Origin of the sequence: Pantoea eucrina (assembly GCF_002095385.1) — a bacterium.
GTDB classification, from domain to species: domain Bacteria; phylum Pseudomonadota; class Gammaproteobacteria; order Enterobacterales; family Enterobacteriaceae; genus Pantoea; species Pantoea eucrina.
This window is the reverse complement of record NZ_MIPP01000005.1, coordinates 77,430-103,478: the sequence shown is the minus strand read 5'-3', so window position 1 is coordinate 103,478 and position 26,049 is coordinate 77,430. Positions and strand designations below refer to the sequence as shown.

At 55.3% G+C, this 26,049-nt stretch carries 22 protein-coding genes and 2 pseudogenes; 10 read left to right on the top strand and 14 right to left on the bottom strand.

The features are described from left to right. Positions 1 to 43: 43 nt before the first annotated feature. The 4 genes and pseudogenes from htpX to HA43_RS04465 form a co-directional block, all read right to left on the bottom strand. Positions 44 to 925 (bottom strand): protease HtpX, encoded by an 882-nt coding sequence (gene htpX, locus HA43_RS04480; protein ID WP_039384837.1) that lies wholly within the window; start codon positions 923 to 925, stop codon positions 44 to 46. Between the two features lie 220 nt (positions 926 to 1,145). Further along, a pseudogene (gene prc, locus HA43_RS04475) lies at positions 1,146 to 3,184 on the bottom strand (carboxy terminal-processing peptidase). 20 nt (positions 3,185 to 3,204) lie between these two features. Beyond that, complete coding sequence (proQ, locus tag HA43_RS04470) at positions 3,205 to 3,885, bottom strand: RNA chaperone ProQ (protein WP_039384840.1); 681 nt, start codon at positions 3,883 to 3,885, stop codon at positions 3,205 to 3,207. A 96-nt stretch (positions 3,886 to 3,981) separates the two neighbouring features. Then, entirely contained in the window at positions 3,982 to 4,482 is a 501-nt protein-coding gene (locus tag HA43_RS04465; protein WP_071668877.1) for a GAF domain-containing protein, read from the bottom strand. 217 nt (positions 4,483 to 4,699) lie between these two features. Here HA43_RS04465 and yebS point away from each other — a divergent pair, with 217 nt between their 5' ends. From yebS to rsmF, 3 genes are all read left to right on the top strand, one after another. Next, positions 4,700 to 5,944, top strand: coding sequence for a membrane integrity lipid transport subunit YebS (gene yebS, locus HA43_RS04460; RefSeq protein WP_071668878.1), 1,245 nt, complete (start codon positions 4,700 to 4,702; stop codon positions 5,942 to 5,944). Further along, complete coding sequence (locus HA43_RS04455) at positions 5,913 to 8,546, top strand: PqiB family protein (protein WP_094111075.1); 2,634 nt, start codon at positions 5,913 to 5,915, stop codon at positions 8,544 to 8,546. The genes yebS and HA43_RS04455 overlap by 32 nt, the downstream gene beginning before the upstream one ends. Before the next feature lie 75 nt (positions 8,547 to 8,621). After that, complete coding sequence (rsmF, locus tag HA43_RS04450; protein WP_094111074.1) at positions 8,622 to 10,046, top strand: 16S rRNA (cytosine(1407)-C(5))-methyltransferase RsmF; 1,425 nt, start codon at positions 8,622 to 8,624, stop codon at positions 10,044 to 10,046. A gap of 196 nt (positions 10,047 to 10,242) precedes the next feature. Here rsmF and HA43_RS18995 read toward each other — a convergent pair whose 3' ends face one another. The 3 genes from HA43_RS18995 to HA43_RS04445 form a co-directional block, all read right to left on the bottom strand. Then, complete coding sequence (locus tag HA43_RS18995) at positions 10,243 to 10,410, bottom strand: hypothetical protein (protein WP_166713891.1); 168 nt, start codon at positions 10,408 to 10,410, stop codon at positions 10,243 to 10,245. A gap of 167 nt (positions 10,411 to 10,577) precedes the next feature. After that, positions 10,578 to 10,715 (bottom strand): hypothetical protein, encoded by a 138-nt coding sequence (locus HA43_RS18825; protein ID WP_158086430.1) that lies wholly within the window; start codon positions 10,713 to 10,715, stop codon positions 10,578 to 10,580. Between the two features lie 137 nt (positions 10,716 to 10,852). Further along, positions 10,853 to 11,059: a hypothetical protein gene (locus HA43_RS04445; RefSeq protein ID WP_039384852.1), complete on the bottom strand. Its 207-nt coding sequence runs from the start codon at positions 11,057 to 11,059 to the stop codon at positions 10,853 to 10,855. Between the two features lie 202 nt (positions 11,060 to 11,261). Between HA43_RS04445 and HA43_RS18990 the strand changes: the two genes are divergently transcribed. After that, the gene (locus HA43_RS18990; protein WP_039384855.1) at positions 11,262 to 11,432 is read left to right on the top strand and encodes a hypothetical protein; all 171 of its coding nucleotides are present in this window, start codon (positions 11,262 to 11,264) and stop codon (positions 11,430 to 11,432) included. A 106-nt stretch (positions 11,433 to 11,538) separates the two neighbouring features. Here the strand turns inward: HA43_RS18990 and ymcF are convergent, their stop codons facing one another. Continuing rightward, positions 11,539 to 11,715, bottom strand: coding sequence for a cold shock small protein YmcF (gene ymcF / locus HA43_RS19405; protein ID WP_419721727.1), 177 nt, complete (start codon positions 11,713 to 11,715; stop codon positions 11,539 to 11,541). A gap of 798 nt (positions 11,716 to 12,513) precedes the next feature. On the opposite strand from ymcF, the gene HA43_RS04440 reads away from it, so the two are divergent. Further along, positions 12,514 to 13,269 carry a glycosyltransferase family 25 protein gene (locus HA43_RS04440; protein WP_094111073.1) on the top strand — a complete coding sequence of 252 codons (756 nt, stop codon included), beginning with the start codon at positions 12,514 to 12,516 and terminating at the stop codon, positions 13,267 to 13,269. Positions 13,270 to 13,643: 374 nt separating this feature from the next. Here the strand turns inward: HA43_RS04440 and HA43_RS04435 are convergent, their stop codons facing one another. Then, positions 13,644 to 13,991 (bottom strand): YebY family protein, encoded by a 348-nt coding sequence (locus HA43_RS04435; protein WP_039384858.1) that lies wholly within the window; start codon positions 13,989 to 13,991, stop codon positions 13,644 to 13,646. Positions 13,992 to 14,182: 191 nt separating this feature from the next. Between HA43_RS04435 and HA43_RS04430 the strand changes: the two genes are divergently transcribed. Together HA43_RS04430 and exoX are read left to right on the top strand one after the other, a co-directional pair. Beyond that, the gene (locus HA43_RS04430; RefSeq protein WP_039385974.1) at positions 14,183 to 14,413 is read left to right on the top strand and encodes a DNA polymerase III subunit theta; all 231 of its coding nucleotides are present in this window, start codon (positions 14,183 to 14,185) and stop codon (positions 14,411 to 14,413) included. Between the two features lie 3 nt (positions 14,414 to 14,416). Further along, positions 14,417 to 15,085 (top strand): exodeoxyribonuclease X, encoded by a 669-nt coding sequence (gene exoX, locus HA43_RS04425; RefSeq protein ID WP_071668880.1) that lies wholly within the window; start codon positions 14,417 to 14,419, stop codon positions 15,083 to 15,085. On the opposite strand, the gene HA43_RS04420 is transcribed toward exoX, so the two are convergent. Together HA43_RS04420 and HA43_RS04415 are read right to left on the bottom strand one after the other, a co-directional pair. Next, positions 15,079 to 17,106 (bottom strand): prolyl oligopeptidase family serine peptidase, encoded by a 2,028-nt coding sequence (locus HA43_RS04420; protein ID WP_094111072.1) that lies wholly within the window; start codon positions 17,104 to 17,106, stop codon positions 15,079 to 15,081. The two genes, exoX and HA43_RS04420, sit on opposite strands and share 7 nt — an antisense overlap. Before the next feature lie 130 nt (positions 17,107 to 17,236). Beyond that, a complete protein-coding gene (locus HA43_RS04415) occupies positions 17,237 to 17,872 on the bottom strand; it encodes a tellurite resistance TerB family protein (protein WP_094111071.1) in 636 nt (211 codons plus the stop codon). A gap of 163 nt (positions 17,873 to 18,035) precedes the next feature. Between HA43_RS04415 and purT the strand changes: the two are divergent. Beyond that, positions 18,036 to 19,213 (top strand): annotated as a pseudogene (gene purT, locus HA43_RS04410) (formate-dependent phosphoribosylglycinamide formyltransferase). 50 nt (positions 19,214 to 19,263) lie between these two features. On the opposite strand, the gene HA43_RS04405 reads toward purT, so the two are convergent. Next, positions 19,264 to 19,902, bottom strand: a complete 639-nt coding sequence (locus tag HA43_RS04405) for a bifunctional 4-hydroxy-2-oxoglutarate aldolase/2-dehydro-3-deoxy-phosphogluconate aldolase (RefSeq protein WP_094111070.1) — start codon at positions 19,900 to 19,902, stop codon at positions 19,264 to 19,266. Between the two features lie 215 nt (positions 19,903 to 20,117). Beyond that, the gene (gene zwf / locus HA43_RS04400) at positions 20,118 to 21,596 is read right to left on the bottom strand and encodes a glucose-6-phosphate dehydrogenase (RefSeq protein ID WP_071668883.1); all 1,479 of its coding nucleotides are present in this window, start codon (positions 21,594 to 21,596) and stop codon (positions 20,118 to 20,120) included. A 616-nt stretch (positions 21,597 to 22,212) separates the two neighbouring features. Here zwf and pyk point away from each other — a divergent pair. Both pyk and HA43_RS04390 read left to right on the top strand, forming a co-directional pair. Beyond that, positions 22,213 to 23,688, top strand: a complete 1,476-nt coding sequence (pyk, locus tag HA43_RS04395) for a pyruvate kinase (protein WP_052246499.1) — start codon at positions 22,213 to 22,215, stop codon at positions 23,686 to 23,688. Between the two features lie 90 nt (positions 23,689 to 23,778). Continuing rightward, positions 23,779 to 25,014 carry an MFS transporter gene (locus HA43_RS04390; RefSeq protein WP_094111069.1) on the top strand — a complete coding sequence of 412 codons (1,236 nt, stop codon included), beginning with the start codon at positions 23,779 to 23,781 and terminating at the stop codon, positions 25,012 to 25,014. 45 nt (positions 25,015 to 25,059) lie between these two features. Here the strand turns inward: HA43_RS04390 and lpxM are convergent, their stop codons facing one another. Next, complete coding sequence (gene lpxM / locus HA43_RS04385; RefSeq protein WP_094111068.1) at positions 25,060 to 26,034, bottom strand: lauroyl-Kdo(2)-lipid IV(A) myristoyltransferase; 975 nt, start codon at positions 26,032 to 26,034, stop codon at positions 25,060 to 25,062. Positions 26,035 to 26,049 lie beyond the last annotated feature (15 nt).

The following is a 26,049-nucleotide window of genomic DNA, read 5'->3' as shown; positions in this document are numbered from 1 at the left end:
GGCATCACCAGGGTGATGCCTTTTTTTTCGTCGCCTGAGCGGATTATTTCAGATACTGCCCGCTGCGCAGCGCTTCGATGCGCTTATCAAGCGGCGGGTGAGACATAAACAGCTCGCTGAACGACTTGTTTTTACCGTTGATGCAGAACGCCATCATGCTGCCTGGCTCCTGCGGCTCGTAGCTGGTTTTCAGACGTTGCAGCGCGGCGATCATTTTTTCACGGCCAACCAGTTTTGCCGATCCTGCATCAGCGTGAAACTCACGGTGGCGTGAGAACCACATGGTAATGATGCTGGCGAGGATACCAAAAAGCAGTTCCAGCACCGTTGCAACCGCAAAATAGACCAGCGGATTACCGTTGCTGCTCTCTTCACCATCGCGGTTGCCGGACAGAAAGCCCGACGCAACCTGCGCAATAATGCGCGAGATAAAGATAACAAAGGTGTTCACAATGCCCTGAATCAGGGTCATGGTGACCATATCTCCGTTGGCGATATGCGCGATCTCATGCGCCAGCACGGCTTCAGCCTCATCGCGGCTCATGTTCTGCAGCAGACCGGTTGAGACAGCGACAAGGGACGCATCACGGCGTGCACCGGTCGCAAAGGCATTGATATCGGGCGCATGATAAATCGCGACCTGCGGCATCGCAATGCCAGCCTGCTGCGCCTGGCGACCCACGGTCTCCATCAGCCAGCGCTCGGTCTCATTACGGGGCTGTGCAATCACCTCCCCGCCAACGGAGCGTAGCGCCATCCATTTGGACATCAGCAGTGAAACGAACGCACCGCCAAAGCCAAACAGACCCGCCATAATCATCAGACCCTGAACACTGCTTGACTGGATTCCTGTCAGACTCAGAATGAGTCCGAATACCAACATCACCGCCAGGTTGGTGATCAGGAAAAGAGCAATACGCATCATAAATGTTAATCTTCCTCAGTTGTTCACGCGCTTGTACGCGGATATATATCCTATGTTCATTGCGCGGCTTTTCAAGCGACCTTAATCTTTAAGTGTCTAAAAAAACAAAACTTTACATTCTACTCAGGCGATCGATTGCAAACTGCTCAGACCACTTATTTAGCGAGTATAGTGCAAAAAAAAACACCGCCGTAGCGGTGTTTTGTGACCGGCTTCAGGATTACTTCGCCGGAGTAGCAGCGGGCTGAGAAGAGGCCAGCTGCGCCAGATCGTTAGCGATCTTCACCGTCTCATCCAGATAGGGATCGGGCTCTTTATAATCTTTTGGCAATGCCTCGAGATTCTTAAGCGGCTTTTTCCCTTCCATCTGATAACGCGCGTTAATACGCTCCAGACGCAGCGCGTCCTCTTCGTGACTCTCTTTCTCACGCTGGGCAAGATTGAGCGACACAATATTGCGTTTATCTTTCATCGCATTGAAACGCGCAATATCTTTCATGATGTACTGGAACTCACGATCCTGCGCAATGCGATCGGCATGGGACTGCGTCAGCTTCGGCACCAGCGCGGTGATATCACCGGTTTTGGTATAGGTTGCCGCATTAATGCTGTCCCACGGCAGCGCGTTATCTTCAAATTTTTCGCCGGTCTCTGCCGCTTCAACGCCGGTTGGCATCAGCAGATCGGGGGTTACCCCTTTACGCTGCGTGCTGCCGCCGTTGATACGATAAAATTTCTGAATGGTATATTGTACGGAACCCAGCGCAGGCCACTCCGGACGCAGCATCTGATCGTAAATGCGGTTCAGAGAACGATACTGCTGTACGGTTCCCTTGCCGAAGGTCGGTTCGCCAACAATCAGAGCCCGGCCATAGTCCTGCATCGCCGCGGCAAAGATTTCCGAAGCTGACGCGCTGAACCGGTCGACCAGCACTACCAGCGGACCTTTGTAGTAAACAATGCCGTCGGTATCGCTGTCTTCACGCACCCGTCCATTGTTATCCCTGACCTGAACCACCGGGCCACCCGGAATAAAGAGTCCGGAGAGAGAGACCGCTTCAGTCAGTGCACCGCCGCCGTTGGTTCGAAGGTCGATAACGACGCTGTCCACATTTTGCTTTTGCAGTTTCTGCAGCTGCACTTTGACATCGTCAGTCAGACCGACATAGAAGCCCGGAATATCCAGCACGCCCACTTTTTCTTTGCCGACGTTATGCACCGTGCCTTTAACTGCCCGATCTTCCAGACGGATCTTTTCACGCGTGAGCGTTACGGTCCGGGTTTTGGTGCCTTTACCGGCAGGCAGGATCTCAAGACGCACTTTGCTGCCTTTAGGTCCTTTGATTTTCGATACCACATCATCCAGCCTCCAGCCGATAACATCCTCAACAGGCTTGCCTGGCTGACCGACGCCGACAATGCGATCGCCAACGGTAATCGATTTGCTTTTTGCTGCCGGACCGCCTGCGACCATAGAGTTGATGACCGTGTAGTCATCATCCATCTGCAGCACGGCACCGATCCCTTCAAGCGACAGGCTCATCTCGGTGTTGAACTGCTCAGTATTGCGCGGGGAAAGGTAGTTGGTGTGGGGATCGATCTCATGAGCGAAGGCGGTCATTGCCAGCTGGAAGACATCTTCACTGTTGCTCTGAGCCAGGCGACGGATGGCAAAGTTGTAGCGCTTGGTCAGCGTTTCACGGATCTCTTTGTCATCTTTGCCCGCCAGCTTCAGGCTGAGCTCATCATATTTAACTTTGGCGTCCCAGAGCGCGTTAAGCTCTGCGGTGCTCTTTGGCCACGGTGCTTTCGCCCGGTCGATATCGATGGTGTCATTGCCACTGAAATCCATCGGACGATCCAGCACCGTCAGCGCATATTGATAGCGCTCAAAACGGCGTTTTTGTGCCAGGTTATAGAGCGCGTAAAACAGATCCAGCTTGCCGCTGCGCAGCTCGTCGCCGAGCGTGGTTTTTTGTCCGCATATTGCGCAACGTCTGATGCCAGCAGCACGTTATGGCTGTAATCCAGCAGGTTCAGATAGCGATCAAAAATCTTTGCTGAGAAATCCTGATTCAGATCGAACTGACGGTAGTGAGAGCGGGTAAAGCGCGATGTAACCCGCTCACTGACCGTGGGATGCTGCGCTTCTTCATGTAACTGCGGGATCTGGTCTGCACGCGTGATATTGTCTGCGGCAACGGAGGGGCCTGCCAGCAGCAGGCCCGCGATCATACCGATCTTAAAAAAGCTGTTCATGCCAGGGTCGGGCCTCCGTTTCAGAACTGCAAGTGTTCTGCGCGCACAATCATTGCCAGACCTGAAGCAAGCTGTACCCGAACGCCATCTTTAGTGATTTCAAGAATGGTGGCGTCCATAGCACTTTTGCCTGCTTTGACTTTAATATTCTGGCCTGGCTGCAAAGCTGAGGTGTCGGTAACGGGTTTTGCCCGCGGCGGACGTGGTGCGGCGTTGCGTTCTGCAGCACCGGTGCGTGGCGTCTGAGGGCGCGGCTTGCGCGGCGTATCACCTTCAGCCGCTTTACGCGGTGCTGGCTTACGCGGACGACGCTCTGCACTCTCCTCTCCTGCCTCGCGCTTCTTCGCCCGCTGCTGCTCACGCTGCGCCTGAACGCGTGCCTTTGCCTCTTCCAGCTGCTTCCGCGCATGCTCTACGTGCTGCTCATCCAGTACGCCACAGGCGTTGCCATCGAGATCGACACGCGTTGCGCCGGCTTTGATACCGTAAAGATAACGCCAGCTGGAGGTATAAAGACGCAGAGCTGAACGCAGCTGCGTTTTGCTCGGACTATTTTCGCCCTGAACGCGCTCGACCAGATCCTGAAAGATACCGATTTTGAGCGGACGCGCTTCACCTTCGGCGCTAAAGCAGTGCGGAAAACGTTCCGCCAGAAAGGCGATGACTTCTTTACTGCTATTCAACTTAGGTTGATTTTCCATGAAATTTCCTGATTACAACGGATTTGCCGACCAGAGCGGGCATGAACAGGCGACATTATAATGACAACATCGCCAAATGCCATGCAATCCAGACGATTAGCTATGCGACAGCGCAATAAATTTTTCGATGTTGCTGTTCGCCAGCACCTCACAAAGCCCGTCGGCAAGGGCTACCAGCCCTGCTTCATCCTCACTGTCAAAGCGGGAATAAAGCGTACTGTCGATATCAAGAACGCCTGCCAGCAGGCCGTTCACTTTCAGAGGAATCACGATTTCTGCGTTACTGGCGGCGTCGCAGGCGATATGACCGGGAAACGCATGAACGTCATCCACGCGCTGCACGCGCTCTTCAGCCACTGCCGTACCGCAAACGCCTTTACCTGCCGGAATACGCACGCAGGCAATCTTGCCCTGGAACGGACCCAGGACCAGCGTATTCTCTTCAGTCAGCAGATAGAAGCCTGCCCAGTTAACCCCCTCCAGACGCTCAAACAGCAGCGCACTGCAGTTAGCCAGCGCGGCAAGAAAAGAGGTTTCGCCCGCCAGCAGCGCCCGGGCATCACGATTTAATTCCTCGTAAAAGGCTTTTTTGTTCATTGATCAACCATAATTCATCACTGAGAGGTATCAGTTTTCCCTCAGTTGTTAAAATAAGCACTAATAATCCAGCCCAACAAGGTGAATCATTGAATAAGTTGCTATACCCTTAGCACGCTATGATTGAGACTGATCTCGTACCACAAGATAGTGCAGGCTGCACGTTCTGTTCAGACTGCCGGCAACCGTAACGAATGATGGGCCACTCGCGTCACTTATGAAAATTCACGCTATCAGCCAGAGCTTGCCCCACGCACGTTATCAGCGTTGCCCCCAATGCGATACCCTTTTTTCCTTACCGGATGTGAAATCGCATCAAACGGCTTATTGCCCGCGCTGTCATGCCAAAATCCAGAATGGCCGTGACTGGTCAATGCGTCGTCTGACCGCGATGGCAGTGACAATGCTGGTGCTGATGCCCTTTGCTTTCAGCCTGCCACTGGTTGAAATTCGCTTACTTGGCATGCGCATAAACGCCAGTCTGCTGGAAGGCGTATTGCAGATGGCGCAGCAGGGCAACGTGCTGACGGCCGCCATGGTCGCGTTTTGTACAATCGGGGCTCCGGTGACGCTGGTTGCCGGCATCAGCTATCTGTGGATTGGCAACCGGCTGGGCATGAATCTGCGACCGGTGCTGCTAATGCTTGAGCGGCTGAAAGAGTGGGTGATGCTGGATATCTACCTGGTAGGTATTGGCGTCGCCTCTATCAAAGTTCAGGATTACGCCTCGCTGGCGTTGGGTTATGGTCTGGTCGCTTACGTAGCTCTGACCCTGTTAAGCCTGCTCACTATTATTCATCTTAATGTGGAAGAGCTCTGGGAGCATTACTATCCCCAGTCCATCCCAACCGCGCCGCCAGAGCGCTGGCAGGTGTGCCTCAACTGTCATCACACCGGCATGCCCGATGAGCGTGGTCGCTGTACCCGCTGCCACACGCCGCTTGATTTTCGCCGTCGCCACAGCCTGCAAAAATCCTGGGCGGCGTTAATTGCGTCGATCGTGATGCTGATACCCGCCAACCTGCTGCCGATTTCCGTGGTGTTTGTAAACGGTTCGCGGCGTGAAGACACTATCTTTTCCGGTATCCTCGGGCTGGGCTCAGGCAATATTCCCATTGCTGCGGTGGTGTTTATCGCCAGTATCCTGGTGCCTTTCACTAAAGTGCTGGTGATGCTGACGCTGCTGCTCAGTATTCACTTCAAATGTGAACAGGGGCTGAAAACCCGCATCCGGCTGCTGCGCGTGGTGACCTGGGTGGGACGCTGGTCGATGCTGGATCTGTTTGTTATTGCTTTAACCATGTCGCTGGTCAATCGCGATCAGCTGCTGGCTTTTACCATGGGACCTGCCGCGCTTTACTTCGGCGCAGCGGTAATCCTGACTATTATGGCTGTTGAGTGGCTGGATAGCCGCCTGATCTGGGATGCACATGCAACAGGAAACGCCGACTACACCGACTAGCGCAACCGTGCGTAACAAACGCAAGTTGTCGCCATTCTGGCTTTTGCCCATTATCGCCCTGCTGATTGCCGGCTGGCTTTTATGGACCAATTATCAGGAGCGCGGTACCACCATTACCATCAACTTCCAGACGGCGGACGGCATAGTGCCGGGCCGCACGCCGATTCGCTATCAGGGCGTGGAGGTCGGTACTGTGCAGGGTATTGAGCTGAGTGATGATTATCGCAGCATTCGTATCAAAGCGAGCATCAAAAGCGATATGCGCGACGCCCTGCGCGAGAATACGCAATTCTGGCTGGTGACGCCAAAAGCCTCCCTGGCCGGCGTCTCCGGGCTTGATGCGCTCGTGGGCGGTAACTACATCGGTATGATGCCTGGCGATGGTAAAGAGCGCGACCATTTCACCGCGCTTGATACGCAGCCTAAATACCGGGTCAATACCGGCGAGCTGCTCATCCATCTGCATGCGCCCGATCTCGGTTCGCTTAATACCGGCTCGCTGGTCTACTACCGGAAAATTCCGGTGGGTCACGTCTATGACTACAGCCTTAATAGCAATACTGATGGCGTCACCATTGATGTGCTGATCGAGCGGCGCTTTATCAATCTCATCAAAAAGCAGAGCCGCTTCTGGAATGTTTCCGGTATTGATGCAGATGTCAGCCTGAGCGGCGCGAAAGTGAAGCTGGAGAGTCTGGCCGCGCTGGTAAACGGCGCTATCGCGTTTGATTCACCCGATAAAGGCGAACCGGCTGAGAGCGAGCAGAACTATCAGCTCTATCCGGATCTGGCACACAGCCAACGCGGCGTGCTGATTAACCTCGATCTGCCTGATGGTAACAACCTCAAAGCCAACAGTACGCCTCTGATGTATCAGGGGCTGGAAGTAGGCACCCTGACAAAACTTACGCTGCTGCCTGACGGCAAAGTCTCTGGCGAACTGACGATTGATCCCTCAGTGACCGGCCTGATGCGCAGCGGAACACGTATTGAGATGCGCGCACCGAAACTCAGCCTCACTGACACCAGCCTGAGCAGCCTGCTCACCGGTAACACGCTGGAGCTGGTGCCCGGTAAGGGCGAACCGCAGGACCATTTCAGCGTGCTGCCCGCCAGCGAAACGCTGCTGCAGAAACCGGATGTCCTGACGGTACAGCTTAGCGCGCCGGAAACCTACGGTATCGATGCCGGCCAGCCCCTGGTGATCTATGGCATGAAGATTGGTCAGGTGATCTCGCGCAAACTGGATGAGAACGGCATCAATTTCGTGGTCGCGATTAATCCTGAATATCGTCAGCTGGTGCACGCTGACAGCAAGTTTATCGTCAACAGTCGCCTGAACGTAAAATTTGGCCTTGATGGTATGCAGGTGCTGGGTGCCAGCGCACGTGAATGGGTGGATGGCGGTATTCGTCTCGATCCCGGCGCAAAAGGGAAAGCCTCCAGCCGCTACCCGCTCTATGCAGACGCCGAGCGTGCTGCTGAAGGGATCACCGGCGATCAGCCGCCTGCCACGCTGACGCTGACGGCAACCAGCCTGCCGGACGTACAGGCAGGTTCCGTAGTGCTCTACCGTAAGTTTGAAGTCGGTGAAGTGGTCGACGTGGTGCCGCGTGCGGATGCGTTTGATATCTCAGTGCATATTCAGCCGCAGTATCGCAAGCTGCTGACCAGCGAAAGCGTATTCTGGGCCGAAGGTGGCGCAAAAGTGCAGCTCAACGGCAGCGGTCTGACCGTGCAGGCGTCGCCGATTAACCGGGCGCTGAAAGGCGCCATCAGCTTTGACAATCTGACCGGTGCACAGGCGAAAAAAGGCGTTAAGCGCGTGCTCTATGCGTCAGAAACCGCAGCCCGCGCCGTCGGCAGCCAGATCACCCTGCACACCTACGACGGCAGCAAGCTGGCGGCAGGCATGCCGGTGCGCTATCTCGGTATTAATGTCGGTCAGGTGGAGTCGCTGGCGCTGAGTCAGGATAACAATCAGGTGGTCGCTAAAGCCGTGCTCTATCCGGAGTATGTGCAGGACTTTGCCCGCACGGGCAGCCGTTTCTCAGTGGTATCGCCGGAAATTTCTGCGGCAGGCGTCAACCATCTGGAGACGATTCTGCAGCCCTATGTCAACGTCGATCCCGGCAAAGGTGCGATGGCGCGCAGCTTTGAGCTGCAGGAAAGCACAATCACCGACTCGCGTTACCTGAACGGCCTGAACATTTATGTCGATGCCGCCGAGGCGGGATCGCTCTCCCTGGGTACGCCGGTTCTGTTCCGCGGCGTTGAGGTCGGTACGGTCACCGGCACCTCGCTGGGTAATATGGCCGATCGGGTGCAGATTGCGCTGCGCATCAGTAAAAAGTATCAGCATCTGGTGCGGAATAACTCAGTATTCTGGCTGGCATCCGGCTATAACCTCGATTTTGGCCTGATTGGCGGCGTGGTGAAAACCGGCACCTTCCAGCAGTTTATTCGCGGCGGCATTCAGTTCGCTACGCCGCCAACCGTGCCGATGGCACCGCAGGCAGGCGCCAACAAACACTTCCTGCTGCAGGATGAAGCGCCGAAAGCGTGGCGTGACTGGGGTACCGCTATCCCTGCTCCGCGCTAAACAACCGGGCAGCCAGCAGGCTGCCCGTTCTCTTTGCGCGTGTTACACTGCGCCCATCATTTGTCAGCGCGGTAAATTGTTGTGTCCAGTCGTTTTCCTGAAGAGTTCATTACCCTCATGCGTGCCAGCCTCCCTGATGAGGCTGAACTGCAACGCTTTCTTGCTATCAGCCAGCAGCCGCTGCGCAAAAGTGTACGCGTCAACACGCTGAAGATCAGCGTGGCTGATTTTCTTGCCCGCACGGCGCAGTATGGCTGGCGGCTGACGCCGGTTCCCTGGTGCGCAGAGGGATTCTGGATCGAGCGCGATGATGAGAGCCTGCCGCTTGGCAGCGTGGCTGAACATCTTAGCGGTCTGTTCTACATTCAGGAAGCGAGCTCGATGCTGCCGGTGACGGCGCTGTTTGCCGCCGCGCCGGACGCACAGCAGGTTATGGATATGGCGGCGGCACCGGGATCCAAAACCACGCAGCTGGCGGCGCTGATGCATAATCGCGGCGCGATCCTCGCCAATGAATACTCCGCCAGCCGGGTCAAAGTCCTTCATGCCAATATCAGCCGCTGCGGCGTCAGCAACGTGGCGCTGACGCATTTCGATGGCCGGGTGTTTGGCGCAGCGCTGCCGGAACAGTTCGACGCCATCCTGCTTGATGCTCCCTGCTCAGGCGAAGGCGTGGTGCGTAAAGATGCAGATGCGCTGCGCAACTGGACGCTGGCCAGCACCGAGGCGATTGCGGCCACCCAGCGCGATCTTATCGACAGCGCTTTTCACGCGCTCAGGCCCGGTGGCGTGCTGATCTACTCAACCTGTACCCTTAACACCATTGAGAATCAGCAGGTCATAGCCTGGTTGCTGACACGCTATCCCGACGCCATTGAGATCCTGTCGCTGCAGGATTTGTTTGCCGGCGCAGAGGCTGCCCTGACGCCGGAAGGCTATCTGCACGTGTTTCCTCACTGCTTCGACAGCGAAGGATTTTTCGTCGCGCGTCTGCGTAAAACCGCCAGCGTGCCGGCACTGCCGGCGCCGGGCTATAAACTCGGGAAACTGCCGTTTGCGCCCGCCAGCCGAAAACTCAGCGCGGAGGTGATGCAGGCAGCGGCTAAGGTGGGCCTGCAGTGGGATGAGAGCCTGACGCTCTGGCAGCGCGATAAAGAGCTGTGGCTGTTTCCGGCCAGCGCAGAGCAGTGGCTGAATAAGGTGCGCTTCTCACGCATTGGTCTGAAACTGGCTGAAACCTTTCCCAAAGGCTACCGCTGGCAGCATGAGGCGGTGATGGCACTGGCCAGGCCTGATGCATCGCTGGCGTTTGCGCTGAATGAAGCGGAAGCGGAAAGCTGGTATCGCGGACAGGATATCCATCCGGAGACACTGCCTGACCGGGATGAAGTCATCGTCACCTGGCAGCAGCAGCCGCTTGGACTGGCTAAAAAAGTGGGCAACCGCATTAAAAACAGCTATCCGCGCGAGCTGGTGCGTGACGGCCGGCTGTTTCGCTAGCAGGCTGCGGCTCATAATCTGATGGTTGAGCGTTAGTTTAACCCAACCGGCATAGTGTAATGCCGGTATGGCGTCGCCATGGAGAGCACAGCATGAAAGGCCGTAAGCAGTTTATCATTGTGTTGATTATGCTGGTGACCGGCAGCCTGCTGCTGCTGGAATCGCTGGCCCGGCTGGTGCATCTGCTGATAGTGGGTTAGCGGGTTATCAAAAATATTGCCAGCATAAAAAATGCCCAGAGACCGGTAAAGGTCATCATACCCAGCCGGCGGGTTTTTGCCTGTCCGACAATTGCACCAATAAACAGGCTGAGGATGGTCAGCGTCCCTGTCATTACCCAAAGTAAATAGTGTGTATCTGCCATTAATGATCTGTCCTGAAATATACGAAACCAGGGCATTTTATACCATTTCAGGCAGTATAACGCTGCTTTACTCTTTCCCGATCTCAGGTACAGCCAGAGAAGCGCTCATTAAAAAACCCGTATAGTGTCAGGCCATACGGGTTAACTGAGTGGTAAATACATCCCGATCAGATTCTGCGCGTGTCATCCACAGGAAGCGCGTCATCATTGGGCACAGCACCGTCATCCATGGGCAAATCTTCATCTGCACCGGGTGCCTGTCCATCATCGGGGATAGGCTGAATATCTTCTGGACGTTCTGACATATTTACCTCCTGACCCTGGGTTGGGTATTTTCAGTATAGGCACTGCTGTCTGACGCTCTGCGGCAGCCTGAGGGATATGTGCGCCAGCCGCAGAAAAAAAGATAAATGTCACACCACTCTTATTTAGCGTCTACGCGTTATTTCCCTTTATCTTCCCAGGGATCTTTCTTTTCATCTTCACTGCTGTCACGCGTACGGGGAATTTCGCCATGCTCATCCGGCGCGTCCTGAACCGGATGGTCATCCTCTTCATACGCATTTCCGGCAGAGGGGGCCGCTTCAGGCAATCCTTTGGCTACATCGCCCTCATGTTTACGCTCTTCATTACTGTTATGTTTGAACATGTTCGCCTCCTGTCATCAAGAACCTAAGTATAGGCAACAGAAGCAATGACGCCATGAATGGCGACGTCTGAGATAAAAATCTGGCCTTACAGCTGTTTTAATCAGGACGATAAAATTAAGCCAGCCGCTGCCGTCAGCGCACAGATTTATCAGCTAGGGTTAATGTGCAACGCCGGGTTGCCTGTTAATCAAGGAGTCTCTGATGAAGCTGTTTTTTAGTGGATTAATTATCTCTGCCAGCCTGCTGATGCTGGCCGGTTGTCAGCAGCCGGAACGCCCGCTGGGTCCGGATGGCCGCCCTGCTCCGCCGATGGAGCATCCGGTGCCCGGCGGGCCGATGAGTAAAGGCCCGGCAGGCCAGCCTGAAGCCTGAGCGCCTGCCAGGCGCTGGATTATTCTGTAGCCATCGGGATAGATGCTGTCGTCAGCAAAAAGTAAAAAGGCCACCCTGAGGTGGCCTTTTGCGTGGCAGAGATCGGTTATCTGTGAAGCATATCGTTATTCATTTTAAGCTTAGCTAACGTATTCATCGCCGCAGGGTTAAGAGCAACCATCGCTGTTTTACAGAATATGCACTTAGCACCCGCCGGATTCTTCTCAGAAACGTCAAATGCGGATTTGCGATACTGCGAGCCCAGACAGTGAGGGCAACGCATAGAAATTGAAACTGAAATAATTTTTATATCCTTTGGTTTAAAACGGCCTTTCGCGGCCTGTCTGTTTATTGTTAAGGGTACAGCATGACTCTTTTTTACAAAACTCACCCTTTGCTATAACAATATAGTACAAAAAAAGAGTTTTGCTGTGTTTTTAAGATCGATACGGACTAAAACATCTGTAACTGAGACAGCGCAACCTGAAGTTAGTGCGGCAGGTAAACCACTTTATTCTCTGAACTTAATCAGTTAGCGGTCTGTCAGCGTCACCGCCGTCACGCTGAATTCAGACAAAACGCAGGGCGATAATGCTGTTTCAGAATAATCACCCGCCATGATTAAATTTGACGAAGTGTGATATCCGTCCTTGACTTTGTCTGTACATATCCGGGAGGGCGAACCATGACTGAGCTACTGCACATTATTTCTGTAGGCACACTCGTTGCAGGTATTTATCTGCTGGAGTGAGCGCTTTACCCGCTGCTGCGCGCGCTTTGCGGGCAACAGCGGGCAAAGGAAAGGCCCTGCCGAAGCAGAGCCCTGAATTGGTGCGCCTGTTGATCATCATTGATTAGCAAACAGTCCGTCGTTAGATACGGCGCATTGAGTTGTCACCCTTTAAGCGTAGCCTGTTTCAGCAATAAGGCAAACTTTTAACCTGTTTTGTCCGGTTTATAAACTACAGAACGGAGCCAGTTACCGGCTGAGGCCTTATACTCAGCAAGATTGTTTATATGATAATATCTGCATTATTCAGGTCAGGAATGTAAAGGAACCGCACATCGCGCACGGCAGATAATGAAAATTTTTATTGTAAACTTAAAAAGATCGGTCGAAAGACGGAATAAAATTGCATCCCAGCTTGATGCACTTAATCTTGATTACGAATTTGTCGAAGCGGTCGATGGCACGCTCATGACAGCCGATGAAAGAGCTGCCGCAAGTGCACCGATTAATTACGCATTTTTACCCGGAGAGATTGGGTGCGCATTAAGTCATCAAAAAATTTACCAGAAAATCGTCGACAGCAATATTGAAGCGGCAATGATTCTGGAAGATGACATTATTTTCACTCGCGAAGCCAGGGACGTACTGGAAAAAATAAAGCCCGCCAGCCACAGACCAGAAGTGATCCTTTTTAGCCGTGCAAACAGTTATTTATTATCGCCTGTCTCTCATTTAACCCATAAACATACTCTGCATAAAACGCTGCAGGCCACCACCACTCACTCATACGTAATTAACCACAAAGCCGCGCAATCTCTCTTAAAAAACCTGCATCCTGTCTGGATCACTGCAGATAAATGGACGCTTTTTGCAGAGCACGCGTTTGTAAGCGTTTTTTCGGTGGTCCCGCATCCGGTTCAGCTCTCCGAAGAGGCCAGCCAGTCTACAATAAACAGTAATAATGATATGAGTGAGATTGCCCGGCAAAAAAAGGTTATCTGGAATCAACTTATGTCATCACGACCGTTAAAAGCCAGGTTAAAACATCGTTTCCGGCGAGCGATCGTTCCACTGTTTTATAAAATAGTGGATCAGGGAAAGGGATAACGCTTCTGTTCTGTCAGGTAGCTGACTGACTATCCGCTAACGCCTGGATTTACCTGTTCAGAACCAGTGCGAGTGCCGTCCGGAGTGAGATGTCGGGTAAATGCTGGGAAACCCCTGAGTTATCTTTCGATAACAACCAGTTAAAAAAAGACCCAATACGATTCCTGTATCGGGTCCAGGGAAATGGCTCGTAGTGAGCCGTGCGCTAAAAGTTGGCATTTTTGAAGGCGAGGTGCCTTGCCTTTTAAAGGTAGTCCAACGGCGAACATTGTCCAGCAAGCAGCCTGAGGCGAGCCGGAAAGCTGCCAACTCTGTGATCGCGCTGGCACTACCAGACGCCTGCAACGCTTTTTGACGGCGGCGTCTGCCGGCTTTTACTTAACGCACAGCTGCTGCGCGCGATCGATAATCGGCTGCAGCGACATTTTACTGCCGGGATGCGCCTTATCATCTGCCAGGATAGTATTAATCGACTGCAGCGTGCCCTGCCCCGCATCGGCACGCGCCAGCGCTTTTTCATTCAGCGGATACTGCAGTAGCGTGCTGGGGTTAATGGCAAACAGTGCGCCATCCTTTTCACAGGTCAGCATCACCTCTTCACGCGTGAAGGGCCACTTTGCCTTACCGATTTCAAAACGACTGACCGTAATAATTTCGCCCGCCAGCGCCTGGCTGCAGAGCGCCAGCAGCAGGCAGGCAGGAATCACTTTTTTCAGCAAAATATTGACCTCATTTCATCTTCACTGACACGGCAGGCAGACAGATTACCCGGCGGGTTTTCCGGCGCTGCCGCTGATGTGGCAGCAGGATACGCCGCCCGATTCAGCGTGTCGAGACCTGCAGTGCGATCCGGTTGCCCTTGATCCTGCTGCATGAAACCATTATTTTTGCCGCTGATTATCAGGAGAAAAGCATGCGTTATAATCTTGCACAGCTGTCGCAGGAAGAGAAAGACAAAGTCAACGTTGAGCTGGCGGCGGCAGGCGTCGCGTTCAAAGAGCGCTACAATATGCCGGTCGTGGCGGAGATGGTTGAACGCGAGCAGCCGGAAGCGCTGCGCGACTGGTTCCGCCAGCGCCTGATGCACTATCGTCAGGCTTCGCTCAGCCTTTCCCGCCTGCCCTACGAACCTAAGCAGAAATAACCTATGTTACGCGTGATAGATACAGAAACCTGCGGCCTGCAGGGCGGCGTGGTAGAGATCGCCTCCGTGGATGTTATTGACGGGCAGATAGTCAATCCGATGAGCGATCTGGTCTGCCCGGATCGCCCTATCAGCCGTCAGGCAATGATGGTGCACCGCATCACAGAAGCGATGGTGGCGGATAAACCGCCGATAGAAGCGATCATCAGCCGCTATCACGGCAGCCCGCACTATGTGGCTCACAACGCCAGCTTTGACCGCCGCATGCTGCCCGCCATGCCGGGCGAATGGATCTGCACCATGACGCTGGCGCGCAAACTGTGGCCCGGCATTAAATATGGTAATCAGGCGCTGCGGCACAGCCTGAAACTTGAGGTGACGCCGCCTGCAGACCTGCATGCACACCGCGCGCTTTATGACTGCTACGTTACCGCCGCGCTGCTGATCCGTATTATGGAGATCTCCGGCTGGAGTCCGGCAGAGATGGTAAGCCGGACTGAACCGGCTGCGCTCTCCGGAGATATCTTTCCATTTGGCAAATATCGCGGACAGAGTATCAGCGCTATTGCGCGCCGCGATCCGGGTTATCTGCGCTGGGTACTGGACAATGTCCGCGATCTGCGCCCGCCGCTGCGGCAGGCGCTGCGTAAATATGTCAAAGACGATCAGTAATCCACCCGATCCGGCAGGCTGCCCTGCGCCAGAGCAATCAGGAACGTAAATTCCTGCGCAACGCCCTCATAGGATTTAAAGCGTCCCGACTTACCGCCGTGGCCGGAATCCATGTCGGTACAGAGCAGCAGCAGCGCGTCACTGGTTTTATGTTCGCGCAGCTTTGCCACCCACTTGGCGGGCTCCCAGTACTGCACCTGTGAATCGTGCAGCCCGGTGGTGATCAGCAGATGCGGATACGCCTGCGCGGTCACATTATCATAGGGGCTGTAACGGCTGATGTAGTGATAGGCGTCGGGCTGTTCCGGATTGCCCCACTCATCATACTCGCCGGTGGTTAACGGAATAGTAGGATCGAGCATGGTTGTCACCACATCCACAAACGGCACCTGCGCTACCACGCCGTGGAACAGGGTCGGTGCCATATTGACAACCGCGCCCATTAGCAGCCCGCCCGCGCTACCGCCCATGGCGTAGAGACGCTGCGGATCGCCATAGCCTTTGGCCACCAGCCCCTGCGTCACGTCGATAAAATCGGTGAAGCTGTTCATCTTATGCATCAGACGGCCGCTGTCATACCACTGCTGGCCCAGCTCGCCCCCGCCGCGGACATGCACAATGGCATAGATAAAACCGCGCTGCAGCAGGCTGACGCGGCTGGCGCTAAAGTTCGCCTCCATCGTGCTGCCGTAGGCGCCATAGCCATAGACCAGCAGCGGATTTTTACCGCGCTGAAAATATTTCCGATGATAAACCAGCGATACCGGCACTTCGGTACCGTCGCGCGTTTTGATCCACTGGTGCTCACTTCTGTACTCATCCGGATCAAAGCCTGGTATCGGCGTCTGTTTGAGGATGCGTCGCTCCCCGGTCTCCATATTCAGTTCAAACAGCGTATCGGGCGTGGTCATCGAGGAGTAGCCGTAGCGCAGCGTATCGCTCTCCGGCGTGGGGTTAAACGCCAGCCAGGTCACATAGGCGGGATCGTCAAACGCGATACCATAGCTCTCGCCGCTGGCGCGGTTAATCTGCCGCAAAGTACTGACGCCGCGCTGGCGTTCTTCTACTACCAGCCAGCTGCGAAACAGCTGGAAATCCTCCAGAACGACGTGCTCGCGCGCCGGTATCAGCGTCTCCCAGCGCTGCTCCGCCAGCCAGGCGCTGCGGTAGAGACCGAAGTTCTTGCCGTCGCGGTTCGAGCGGATATAAAAATTGTGGTTATAGTGGTCGATGCTGTATTCGTGATCGCGCCGGCGCGGGCAGAATACCTGCGGCTGCGCGTCAGGATACTCCGCGTCCAGCAGCAGGATCTCACTGGTGGTGGTGCTGAAGAGCGCAATCAGAATAAAGTGCTCTGACGTGGTTTTATGCACGCTAAGATGAAAGCTCTCATCCTTCTCTTCATATACCAGCTGGTCATCACTCTGCGGATGGCCCAGCTCATGGCGCCATATCTGATACGCCAGCAGCGTTTTCGGATGTTTGCGCACATAGTAAAGCGTACGCGAGTCGTTTGCCCAGGCTACGCTGGATGAGGCGTTATGTAATACTTCAGGATACCAGCTGCCGCTCTGCAGGTTACGAAAGCGGATACCATACTGACGGCGCGATAAAAAATCTTCCGCCAGTGCCATAACCTGATTGTCCGGGCTGATATCCAGCGCTCCCATGGTGTAGAAGTCGCTGTGCGCAGCGCGCCGGTTGCCGTCAAGCAGCAGCTGCCAGGATGCGTCCGCCCCGCCCTCAACCGGCTGCCGATAAAACGCTGCATATTCGTTCCCGGCCTCATAACGGCGCTGATAGCGAAAGCCGTTTTTCGTATAGGGCACAGAATAGTCCTGACCCGGAATACGATCGACAATCTCTTTCAGCACCTTCTCCTGCAGTGCATTCTGCGACGCCATCATCGCCCTGCCGTAGCGGTTCTCCTCCTGCAGATAGGCAAGCACGCTGGGGTCTTCACGATCGTCATCGCGCAGCCAGAAGTAATCATCAGTGCGCGTATCGCCATGCAACGTCATGACATGCGGAATTTTTTTGCCTGCGGCTGTTTCATAACGCGGTTTCTCCCGGAGAAATCGTTTTATGCAAGCGTGGCACCAATCAGGCGGGAATGCCAGAACTGCCGCAGGCGCAGCTGTTTCCGACCTCTCAGCCAGCAGATTCTGCGGCGATGTCTCGCTGGATCCCGTCACGAACATCCTCCGGAATATTCAGCGCATCGCCCAGCGCGGTGAGATAACTGCGCTCCATAAAGTGGTCGATATCGACAGCTGCACAGCTGAGCACGTAGAGTTCCAGCGCCTCCTCTTCATTTTTTACTCCAGCCGCCAGCCACTGCGGATCGAGCGGACGCGCCATCGCCTGCTTAATCAGGCTTTCCGCCTGCGCGCCATAGCCCGCCTGCTGAATCTGTTTCTCAATTGCAGCCTGTTCAGCCTCATCAATATGACCATCACTTTTGGCCGCAAATACCAGTGCAGCGATCAGCCGCTCTGCGCGCTGGTCAGGCGGCGTCTGTTGCCCGTCAGTGCCGGATGCGGGCGGATACGCTGTGCGGATACGATCTTTATATTTATTCCATAACAGCGCACCGGCTGCCGCACCGCCGCCCAGCAGTAGCGCCTTGCCGCCAAATTTTGTCAGCAGCTTACGTGACGATTTGCTGCCCGCCAGCACGCCTGCCAGCCCACCCAGTGCCCCGGGCCCCAGGAGGTCACCCAACCCGGAAGTCCCGCCCTTTTTCTTTGCCAGAACCGTCTGAAGCTGCTGCAGCCACTGATTCATTGTTTAACTCCCGTTTAAGTTAGCCCGCTTTATCCTGGCGCAACCTGCGTCAGAAAATGTCAGAGCGGGCAAAGTACGGAAAATCTTTACCGGCGTAAAACGTGAGCGCGCAAACGTTTTCGTATATACTGCTGGCGCTTTTTTGACTGCTAAGGTGACAGGTATGACAACTCTCGGAACGGCACTGCGACCCGGTGCCACGCGCGTTATGCTGCTGGGCTCAGGCGAGCTGGGTAAAGAGGTCGCGCTGGAGTGCCAGCGTTTAGGTGTGGAAGTGATCGCCGTCGATCGCTATGCCGATGCGCCGGCGATGCAGGTTGCGCATCGCAGCCACGTAATCAATATGCTGGATGGCGAGGCGCTGGCTGCACTGATCGCCCGTGAACAGCCGCACTTTGTGGTGCCGGAAATTGAGGCGATTGCCACCGATACGCTGGTTGAGCTTGAAGCCCGGGGGCAGAAAGTGGTGCCGACCGCTCGCGCCGCACGCCTGACCATGAACCGGGAGGGGATCCGTCGTCTGGCCGCCGAAGAACTGAACCTGCCCACCTCACGCTATCAGTTTGCCGACAGCCAGGCGCACTTTTTTACCGCAGCAGAAGCGATAGGGTTTCCCTGCATCATTAAGCCGGTGATGAGTTCATCCGGCAAAGGTCAGAGCTTTATTCGCAGCGCGGACGCGCTGCAGCAGGCGTGGGATTATGCCCAGCAGGGTGGCCGTGCCGGTGCGGGCCGGGTGATTGTTGAAGGCGTGGTCAGATTCGATTTCGAAATTACGCTGCTGACGGTCAGCGCCGTTGACGGCATCCACTTCTGCGCCCCGATCGGCCATCGCCAGGAGGAGGGAGATTACCGCGAATCCTGGCAGCCGCAGCAGATGAGCGCCGCTGCCCTCGCACGGGCGCAGGAGATTGCGGCCAGCGTGGTAAACGCGCTGGGTGGATATGGCCTGTTTGGCGTTGAGCTGTTCGTTTGCGGTGATGAGGTGGTGTTCAGCGAAGTGTCGCCCCGCCCGCATGATACCGGCATGGTGACGCTGATTTCTCAGGATCTCTCTGAGTTCGCTCTGCACGTGCGGGCGTTTCTCGGGCTGCCGATCGGCACTATTCGCCAGTATGGACCGGCGGCGTCAGCGTGATCCTGCCGCAGCTGGAGAGTCAGGATGTGCGCTTTGCACACGTTGATGCCGCGCTGGGCGCGGGCCTGCAGCTGCGCCTGTTTGGTAAACCGGAGATCAGCGGACAGCGTCGCCTGGGCGTTGCGCTGGCAACCGGAGAGAGCACGGAAGAGGCGGTAGCGCGCGCCGTCGCCAGTGCGGCAGCGATAACCGCCGAAGGCTGACAGCGCTGGCAGCAGGCCATACGCCTGCTGCCAGATATCTGCTTCCCGGGCTACCGCGCGCCCGCTATCGCCTCACGCGCCAGCTGCGTAATCCGCTCCCAGTCGCCCTGCTGCAGCGCCTCATCCGGTACCAGCCACGAGCCGCCGATACACAGCACGCTTTTCAGCGCCAGATAGTCACGATAGTTTGCCGGTGAAATGCCGCCGGTCGGGCAAAACCGTACCTGCGGAAAAGGTCCGGCAAGCGCGGAAAGCGCCTTTACGCCGCCGCTGGCTTCAGCCGGGAAGAACTTGAATTCGCGCAGGCCATGATCCATACCCATCATCAGCTCTGACACGGTGCTGATCCCCGGGATCAGCGGTACCGGCCCCTCTGTTGCGGCCCGGAGCAGCGACTCGGTCAGTCCCGGGCTTATCACAAACTGCGCGCCTGCATCCGTGACCTCTTTCAGCTGCTGCGTATTGATAACCGTACCGGCGCCCACAATCGCTTCCGGCACCTCACGAATAATGGCGCGCAGCGCATCCATCGCAACCGGCGTACGCAGCGTCACCTCCAGCACCCGGATACCGCCTGCGACCAGCGCTTTTGCCATCGGCACAGCGTGCTCAGGCTGCTTTACTACAATAACCGGCACGACCGGCCCGGTGCTCAGCACCTGCTCTGCACTTATCTTCCAGTTCTTCATGAGGTTTCCCTGGTCACCGCAGCCCCGACGGCTGCGTTCTCATCATTAGCGCTTTACCATACAAGATAAAACGGCTTTGCGTCTATGCAACACCACGTGGTGATGCTGCTGTGGACTCTCTCTGCTATGGGCGTTGGCACGCGCTGCGCAAAAAAATACCCCTGCATGGCAGAGGTATTGGTTGAGTCTGAATGGCGCATCCGTACAACGGGCGATTACTCGCTAAATTCGTTCCATGAACGGCCGTCGCGGGTGATCATCGCAACGGAAGCCACCGGGCCCCAGGTGCCTGCCTGATACGGTTTAGAGGCGTCGCCATCCGCATTCCAGGCCTCGATAATTGAATCCACCCAGCCCCATGCTGCTTCTACCTCATCGCGACGGACAAACAGCGCCTGAATGCCGCGCATTGATTCCAGCAGCAGACGCTCATAGGCATCCGCCAGATGTGACTGATTAAAGGTTTCTGAATAGCTCAGATCCAGCTTAGTGGTCTGCAGCTTATGCTTGTGATCCAGCCCTGGTACTTTGTTAAGGATCTCGATATCCACACCTTCATCCGGCTGCAGACGAATAGTGAGTTTGTTCTGCGGCAGTTCAGAATAGGAGTCTTTGAACAGGTTCATCTCCGGGTTCTTGAAATAGACGACGACCTCAGAGCATTTGGAAGGCAGACGCTTGCCGGTGCGCAGGTAGAAAGGTACACCCGCCCAGCGCCAGTTATCAATATCAACGCGAATAGCCACAAAAGTCTCGGTTGCGCTCTGCTTGTTAGCGCCCTCCTCTTCCAGATAGCCCGGTACTTTTTTACCCTGTACAAATCCTGCCGTGTACTGACCGCGTACGGTTTTTTCACGCACGTTGGTTTGATCGATCCGGCGCAGTGAACGCAGTACTTTTACTTTCTCATCGCGGATTGCATCTGCACTGAGATCGGAGGGCGGTGACATAGCAATCATGGTCAGTACCTGCAGCAGGTGGTTCTGAATCATGTCGCGCATCTGGCCCGCTTTATCAAAATAACCCCAGCGGCCTTCAATCCCCACCTCCTCTGCCACGGTGATCTGCACGTGGTCGATGGTGCGGTTGTCCCAGTTATTCACAAAGATTGAGTTAGCAAAGCGCAGCGCCAGCAGATTCAGCACCGTCTCTTTGCCCAGATAGTGGTCAATACGGAACACCTGGCTCTCGTCAAAGAATTTACCCACGCTGTCGTTGATTTCACGCGAGGTTTCCAGCGAGGTACCCAGCGGCTTTTCCATTACCACGCGGGCAGGTTTTGCGTTCAGCTTCGCTGCGCCAAGCCCTTCACAAATGGCACCGAACGTGCTCGGTGGCATAGCAAAGTAGTTAATGGTTACGCGCTCTTTTTGATCGAGCATTTTACCCAGTTTGGTGAAATGCGTTGTATCGTTCACATCGAGGTTACAGAAGTCGAGACGGCCGCTGAGCTTATCCCACAGCGCTTCATCAATCTTCTCTTTCATGAAGGTTTCCAGCGCCTCGCGTACCACTTTGGTATAAGCCGCTTTATCCCACTCCGCACGTCCTACTCCGATAATACGGGTGGTTTCGTGGATCTGACCAGCTTTCTCCAGCTGATAAAGCGAAGGCAACAGTTTACGGCGTGCAAGATCGCCTTTGGCACCGAAAATCACCAGATCGCATGCCTGGGCTGTTTGTGTTACCGCCATTTTCCTCTCCTCGTTGCAGGATCTCCCGGATGTGCATCCTCACCATCCCGGACCTTTATTGTCATGTTCTTACGGCACAATGTACTTTTTTCGCCGCGCCAGGACAAGCGAGCGTCCCGCTGTTCATCGCGACGTCGCGTAACCAACAGGCCGGCGTCCCTGACCAGGGTTTACGTCAGTCATTACAGACGGGGCCTGCAGAAGTATGACAAAGAATTCAGCTTCGCATTTATCTGCCGCTGCGCGAAGGTGTGCTTCACAGAGCAAATTTTTACTAAATCAAGGTGATGTAAGCGCTTTCATGTCTGTGCGGTGCCGTTCGGGCGCATTTTAGCTCTGCTATGCAGCCGTGTTATACCGATGCTAAAAATGCGCAAGCAAAACCGGGGTTATCCTGTGCCGCGTTTTAGCGTGATAGATCGCTCCGCACTTTGACAAAGCAGACCCATCTTAACAGGGTCAGACATTTGGTGTACCTTAGGTGTAAGCGTTTACCTGGCGTTAATACTTCAAGCCTTTTGCGTCAACACCCTGGAAGCAGTATCAATAGCCAAACAGAGACACGCGCATTGTAAATTTAATGCCAATCACTCAGATAGAATAAAAGGATCACCGAATGACCAGCCCTACAGCTTTCATCTCAAAATCCCCGTCACGTCGTCTCAGAAGAACCAAGATTGTTACTACCCTCGGCCCGGCAACCGACCGCGACAATAACCTTGAAAAAATCATCGCGGCAGGCGCTAACGTAGTACGCCTTAATTTCTCCCACGGCACGCCCGAAGATCACCAGCAGCGCGCCGATCGCGTACGTCAGATAGCCGCCAAGCTGGGGCGTCACGTGGCGATTCTCGGCGACCTGCAGGGGCCAAAAATCCGCGTCTCTACGTTTAAAGAAGGGAAAGTATTTCTCAGTGTCGGCGATCGTTTTCTGCTTGATGCGAACCTGAGCAAAGGTGAAGGCGACAAAGAAAAAGTCGGCATCGATTACAAAGGATTGCCGGAAGATGTCGTGCCGGGCGATATTCTGCTGCTCGATGATGGCCGCGTACAGCTGAAGGTGCTGGAGGTGCAGGATGTGAAAGTCTTCACTGAAGTTACCGTCGGTGGTCCGCTCTCTAATAACAAAGGTATCAACAAGCTGGGCGGCGGCCTCTCTGCCGAAGCGCTGACTGAAAAAGATAAGCTGGATATCGTCACGGCGGCAAAAATCGGCGTTGATTATCTGGCGGTGTCATTCCCGCGCAATGGCGAAGATATGAACTACGCCCGTCGTCTGGCTCGCGACGCCGGCTGTGATGCAAAGCTGGTGGCCAAAGTGGAGCGCGCAGAAGCGGTTGCGACACAGGAAGCAATGGATGATATTATCCTCGCGTCTGACGTTGTCATGGTGGCGCGCGGCGATCTGGGCGTTGAAATCGGCGATCCGGAACTGGTTGGTATTCAGAAAGCGCTGATCCGTCGCGCCCGTCAGCTGAACCGCACCATCATTACCGCCACGCAGATGATGGAATCGATGATCACCAATCCCATGCCAACCCGTGCGGAAGTGATGGATGTGGCCAACGCCGTGCTGGATGGTACTGACGCCGTGATGCTGTCAGCGGAAACCGCAGCCGGGCAATATCCGGCGGAAACCGTTTCTGCGATGGCGAAAGTCTGCCTCGGCGCTGAAAAGATCCCAAGCGTAAACGTCTCCAAACATCGCCTGGACGTACAGTTTGACAACGTCGAAGAAGCGATCGCGATGTCAGCTATGTATGCAGCAAACCATCTGCAGGGTGTTTCTGCCATTATTACCATGACCGAATCAGGCCGTACCGCGCTGATGACGTCACGTATCACGTCAGGTTTGCCGATTTTTGCGATGTCGCGCCATGAGCGTACGCTAAACCTGACCGCTCTCTATCGCGGCGTGACGCCGGTCTATTTTGACAGCAACAACGACGGTGTGGCTGCCGCCCACGACGCGGTAAATCTGCTGCGCGATAAAGGTTTCCTCGTCTCCGGCGACCTGGTGATTGTCACCCAGGGTGATGTGATGGGCGCAACCGGCACCACCAACACCAGCCGCGTGCTGCGCGTCGACTAACGCCGACGCGTTAAGCGTAGCGGCTGTAAAAATGGACAAACGCGACTGCTCTGGCGGTCGCGTTTTATTTTGCATTTTCAGGGAGGCTTGATGGCCCGCTACCAACCTATTGCCCGCTTAACCGGACGTACGCTGCTGTTTCCACTGGCGCTGGTCCTGTTTGAGTTCGCTACTTATATCGCTCATGACATGATCCAGCCCGGCATGCTGCTGGTCACGCAGGAGTTTGCAGTCGGCCCGCAGTGGGTCTCCACCTCTCTGACTGCCTATCTGATGGGCGGCGTGGTGCTGCAGTGGCTGCTGGGCCCGCTATCAGATAAGTATGGCCGGCGTCCGGTATTGCTTTCCGGCATCCTGTTTTTTGTGCTGGCCTGCATCCTTACCACCTGGGTCAGCACAATTGAGCAGTTTGTCACGCTGCGCTTCATTCAGGGCATCAGCCTCTGCTTTATTGGCGCCGTCAGCTATGCGGCGGTACAGGAAGCGTTTGAAGAGGCGCTCGCGGTGCGGGTAATGGCCCTGATGGCGAATGTGGCGCTGCTGGCGCCGCTGGCCGGTCCGCTGGCCGGGGCGGCATGGCTCACCGCAGGCAGCTGGCGCAGTATGTTCTGGCTGTTTGCGATCTGCAGCGTAATCGCCTTTATTTTGCTGTGGCGCATCATGCCGGAAACGGCAGGCGATCGCAGTCGCTCCGTTGCGCTGCCGGTGCTGGCGCGCGGCTATGGCCGGCTGGCACGTGACAAACAGGTGATGTACGGTTCCTTTGCTATCGGCCTGGTGTTTATTCCCATTCTGACGTGGGTGGCGCTGTCACCGGTGATCCTTATGCACGATGAGGGCCTGTCGCGCATGCACTATGCCCTGCTCCAGCTGCCGGTGTTTCTGGCTATGATTGCCGGCAATCTGACGCTGGGCAAACTGGCGGGTCGCGTACCGATTGAACAGCCAGTGAAACTGGCTGCCTGGCCCATCTTAATCGGACTCGGCATAGCGCTGATTGCCAACCTGATGAACAGCCACACCTACCTGCTGTTAACCGCCGGACTCAGTCTCTATGCGTTCGGGGCTGGCATGGTGAATGCCGGTCTCTATCGCCTGACGCTTTACGCCAGCAGTGAAGGCAAAGGCAGTATTGCCGCCATGCTGGGAATGATCAGCATCCTGACGCTGGCAGCGGGCATTGAGCTGGCTAAAGCGGGCTATTTTCACGGCGGTACGCCGTGGTTCAGTACGCTGAATTTTGCTGCGGGTCTGCTGTGGTTTGTGCTGGTTACGCTGTTTCTGCGTGAGCGCAGACGACTGAGCAGGGTCGAAGAGGTCGTATAACCGTGCGCTGCCGCTACGCACTGCGGGTAGCGGCAGCATACAGAATTACTTACGCGGATAGAGATCTTTACGCCGGTAAGGCTCAATATCCCCCTCTTTACGCGTTTTCAGCAGCTTCAGGATCCAGGTATATTGCTCCGGATGCGGCCGCACAAAAATCTCCACTTCTTCATTCATACGGCGTGCCAGCCTGGTGTCATCCGCATCCACCAGATCGTCCATCGGCGGCCGCACGTAGATCTCCAGGCGGTGCGTTTTACTGTTGTATACCGGAAACAGCGGCACTACCCGCGCCCGGCAGACTTTCATCAGTCGTCCCACTGCCGGCAGCGTAGCCTTGTAGGTTGCAAAGAAATCGACAAACTCGCTGTGCTCAGCACCGTGATCCTGATCCGGCAGATAGTAGCCGTAGTAGCCCTGACGCACTGAGGCGATAAAGGGCTTAATCCCGTCGTTGCGCGCATGCATACGGCCACCAAACCGGCGGCGTACGGTGTTCCACAGATAATCCATCAGCGGATCGCTCTGATTGTGAAACATCGCTGCCATCTTCTGCCCTTCCGACGCCAGCAGCATGGCGGGAATATCCACGCCCCAGCCGTGCGGCACCAGGAAGATCACATTCTCATTGTTATTCTGTAAGTCAGTAATAATTTCACGGCCGTGCCACTCTACCCGCTGACGCACCCGCTCCGGGTTGCGCATGCCGAGTTCTGCCATCATCGCCATCGCCTGCGGCGCGGTTGCAAACATGCGGTCAGCAATCTCTTCGCGCTGCGCTTCACTCAGTTCCGGCAGGCAGTAGTAGAGATTGATCAGCGCACGACGCCGCGCACTTTTTGCCAGCTTACCGGCAAAGGTGCCTAAGCTACCCAGTACAGGATCGCGCAGGCGTGGCGGCAGCATTGCCATGCCCGCCAGCGCACCAATCGCCAGCCAGCTTCCCCAGTATTTAGGTTTTAAAAAAGAACGTTGAAAAACGGGAATAAACTCGCTGTTATTTTTTTTTCGGGTTTCCATGCACTCGCCTCTGAC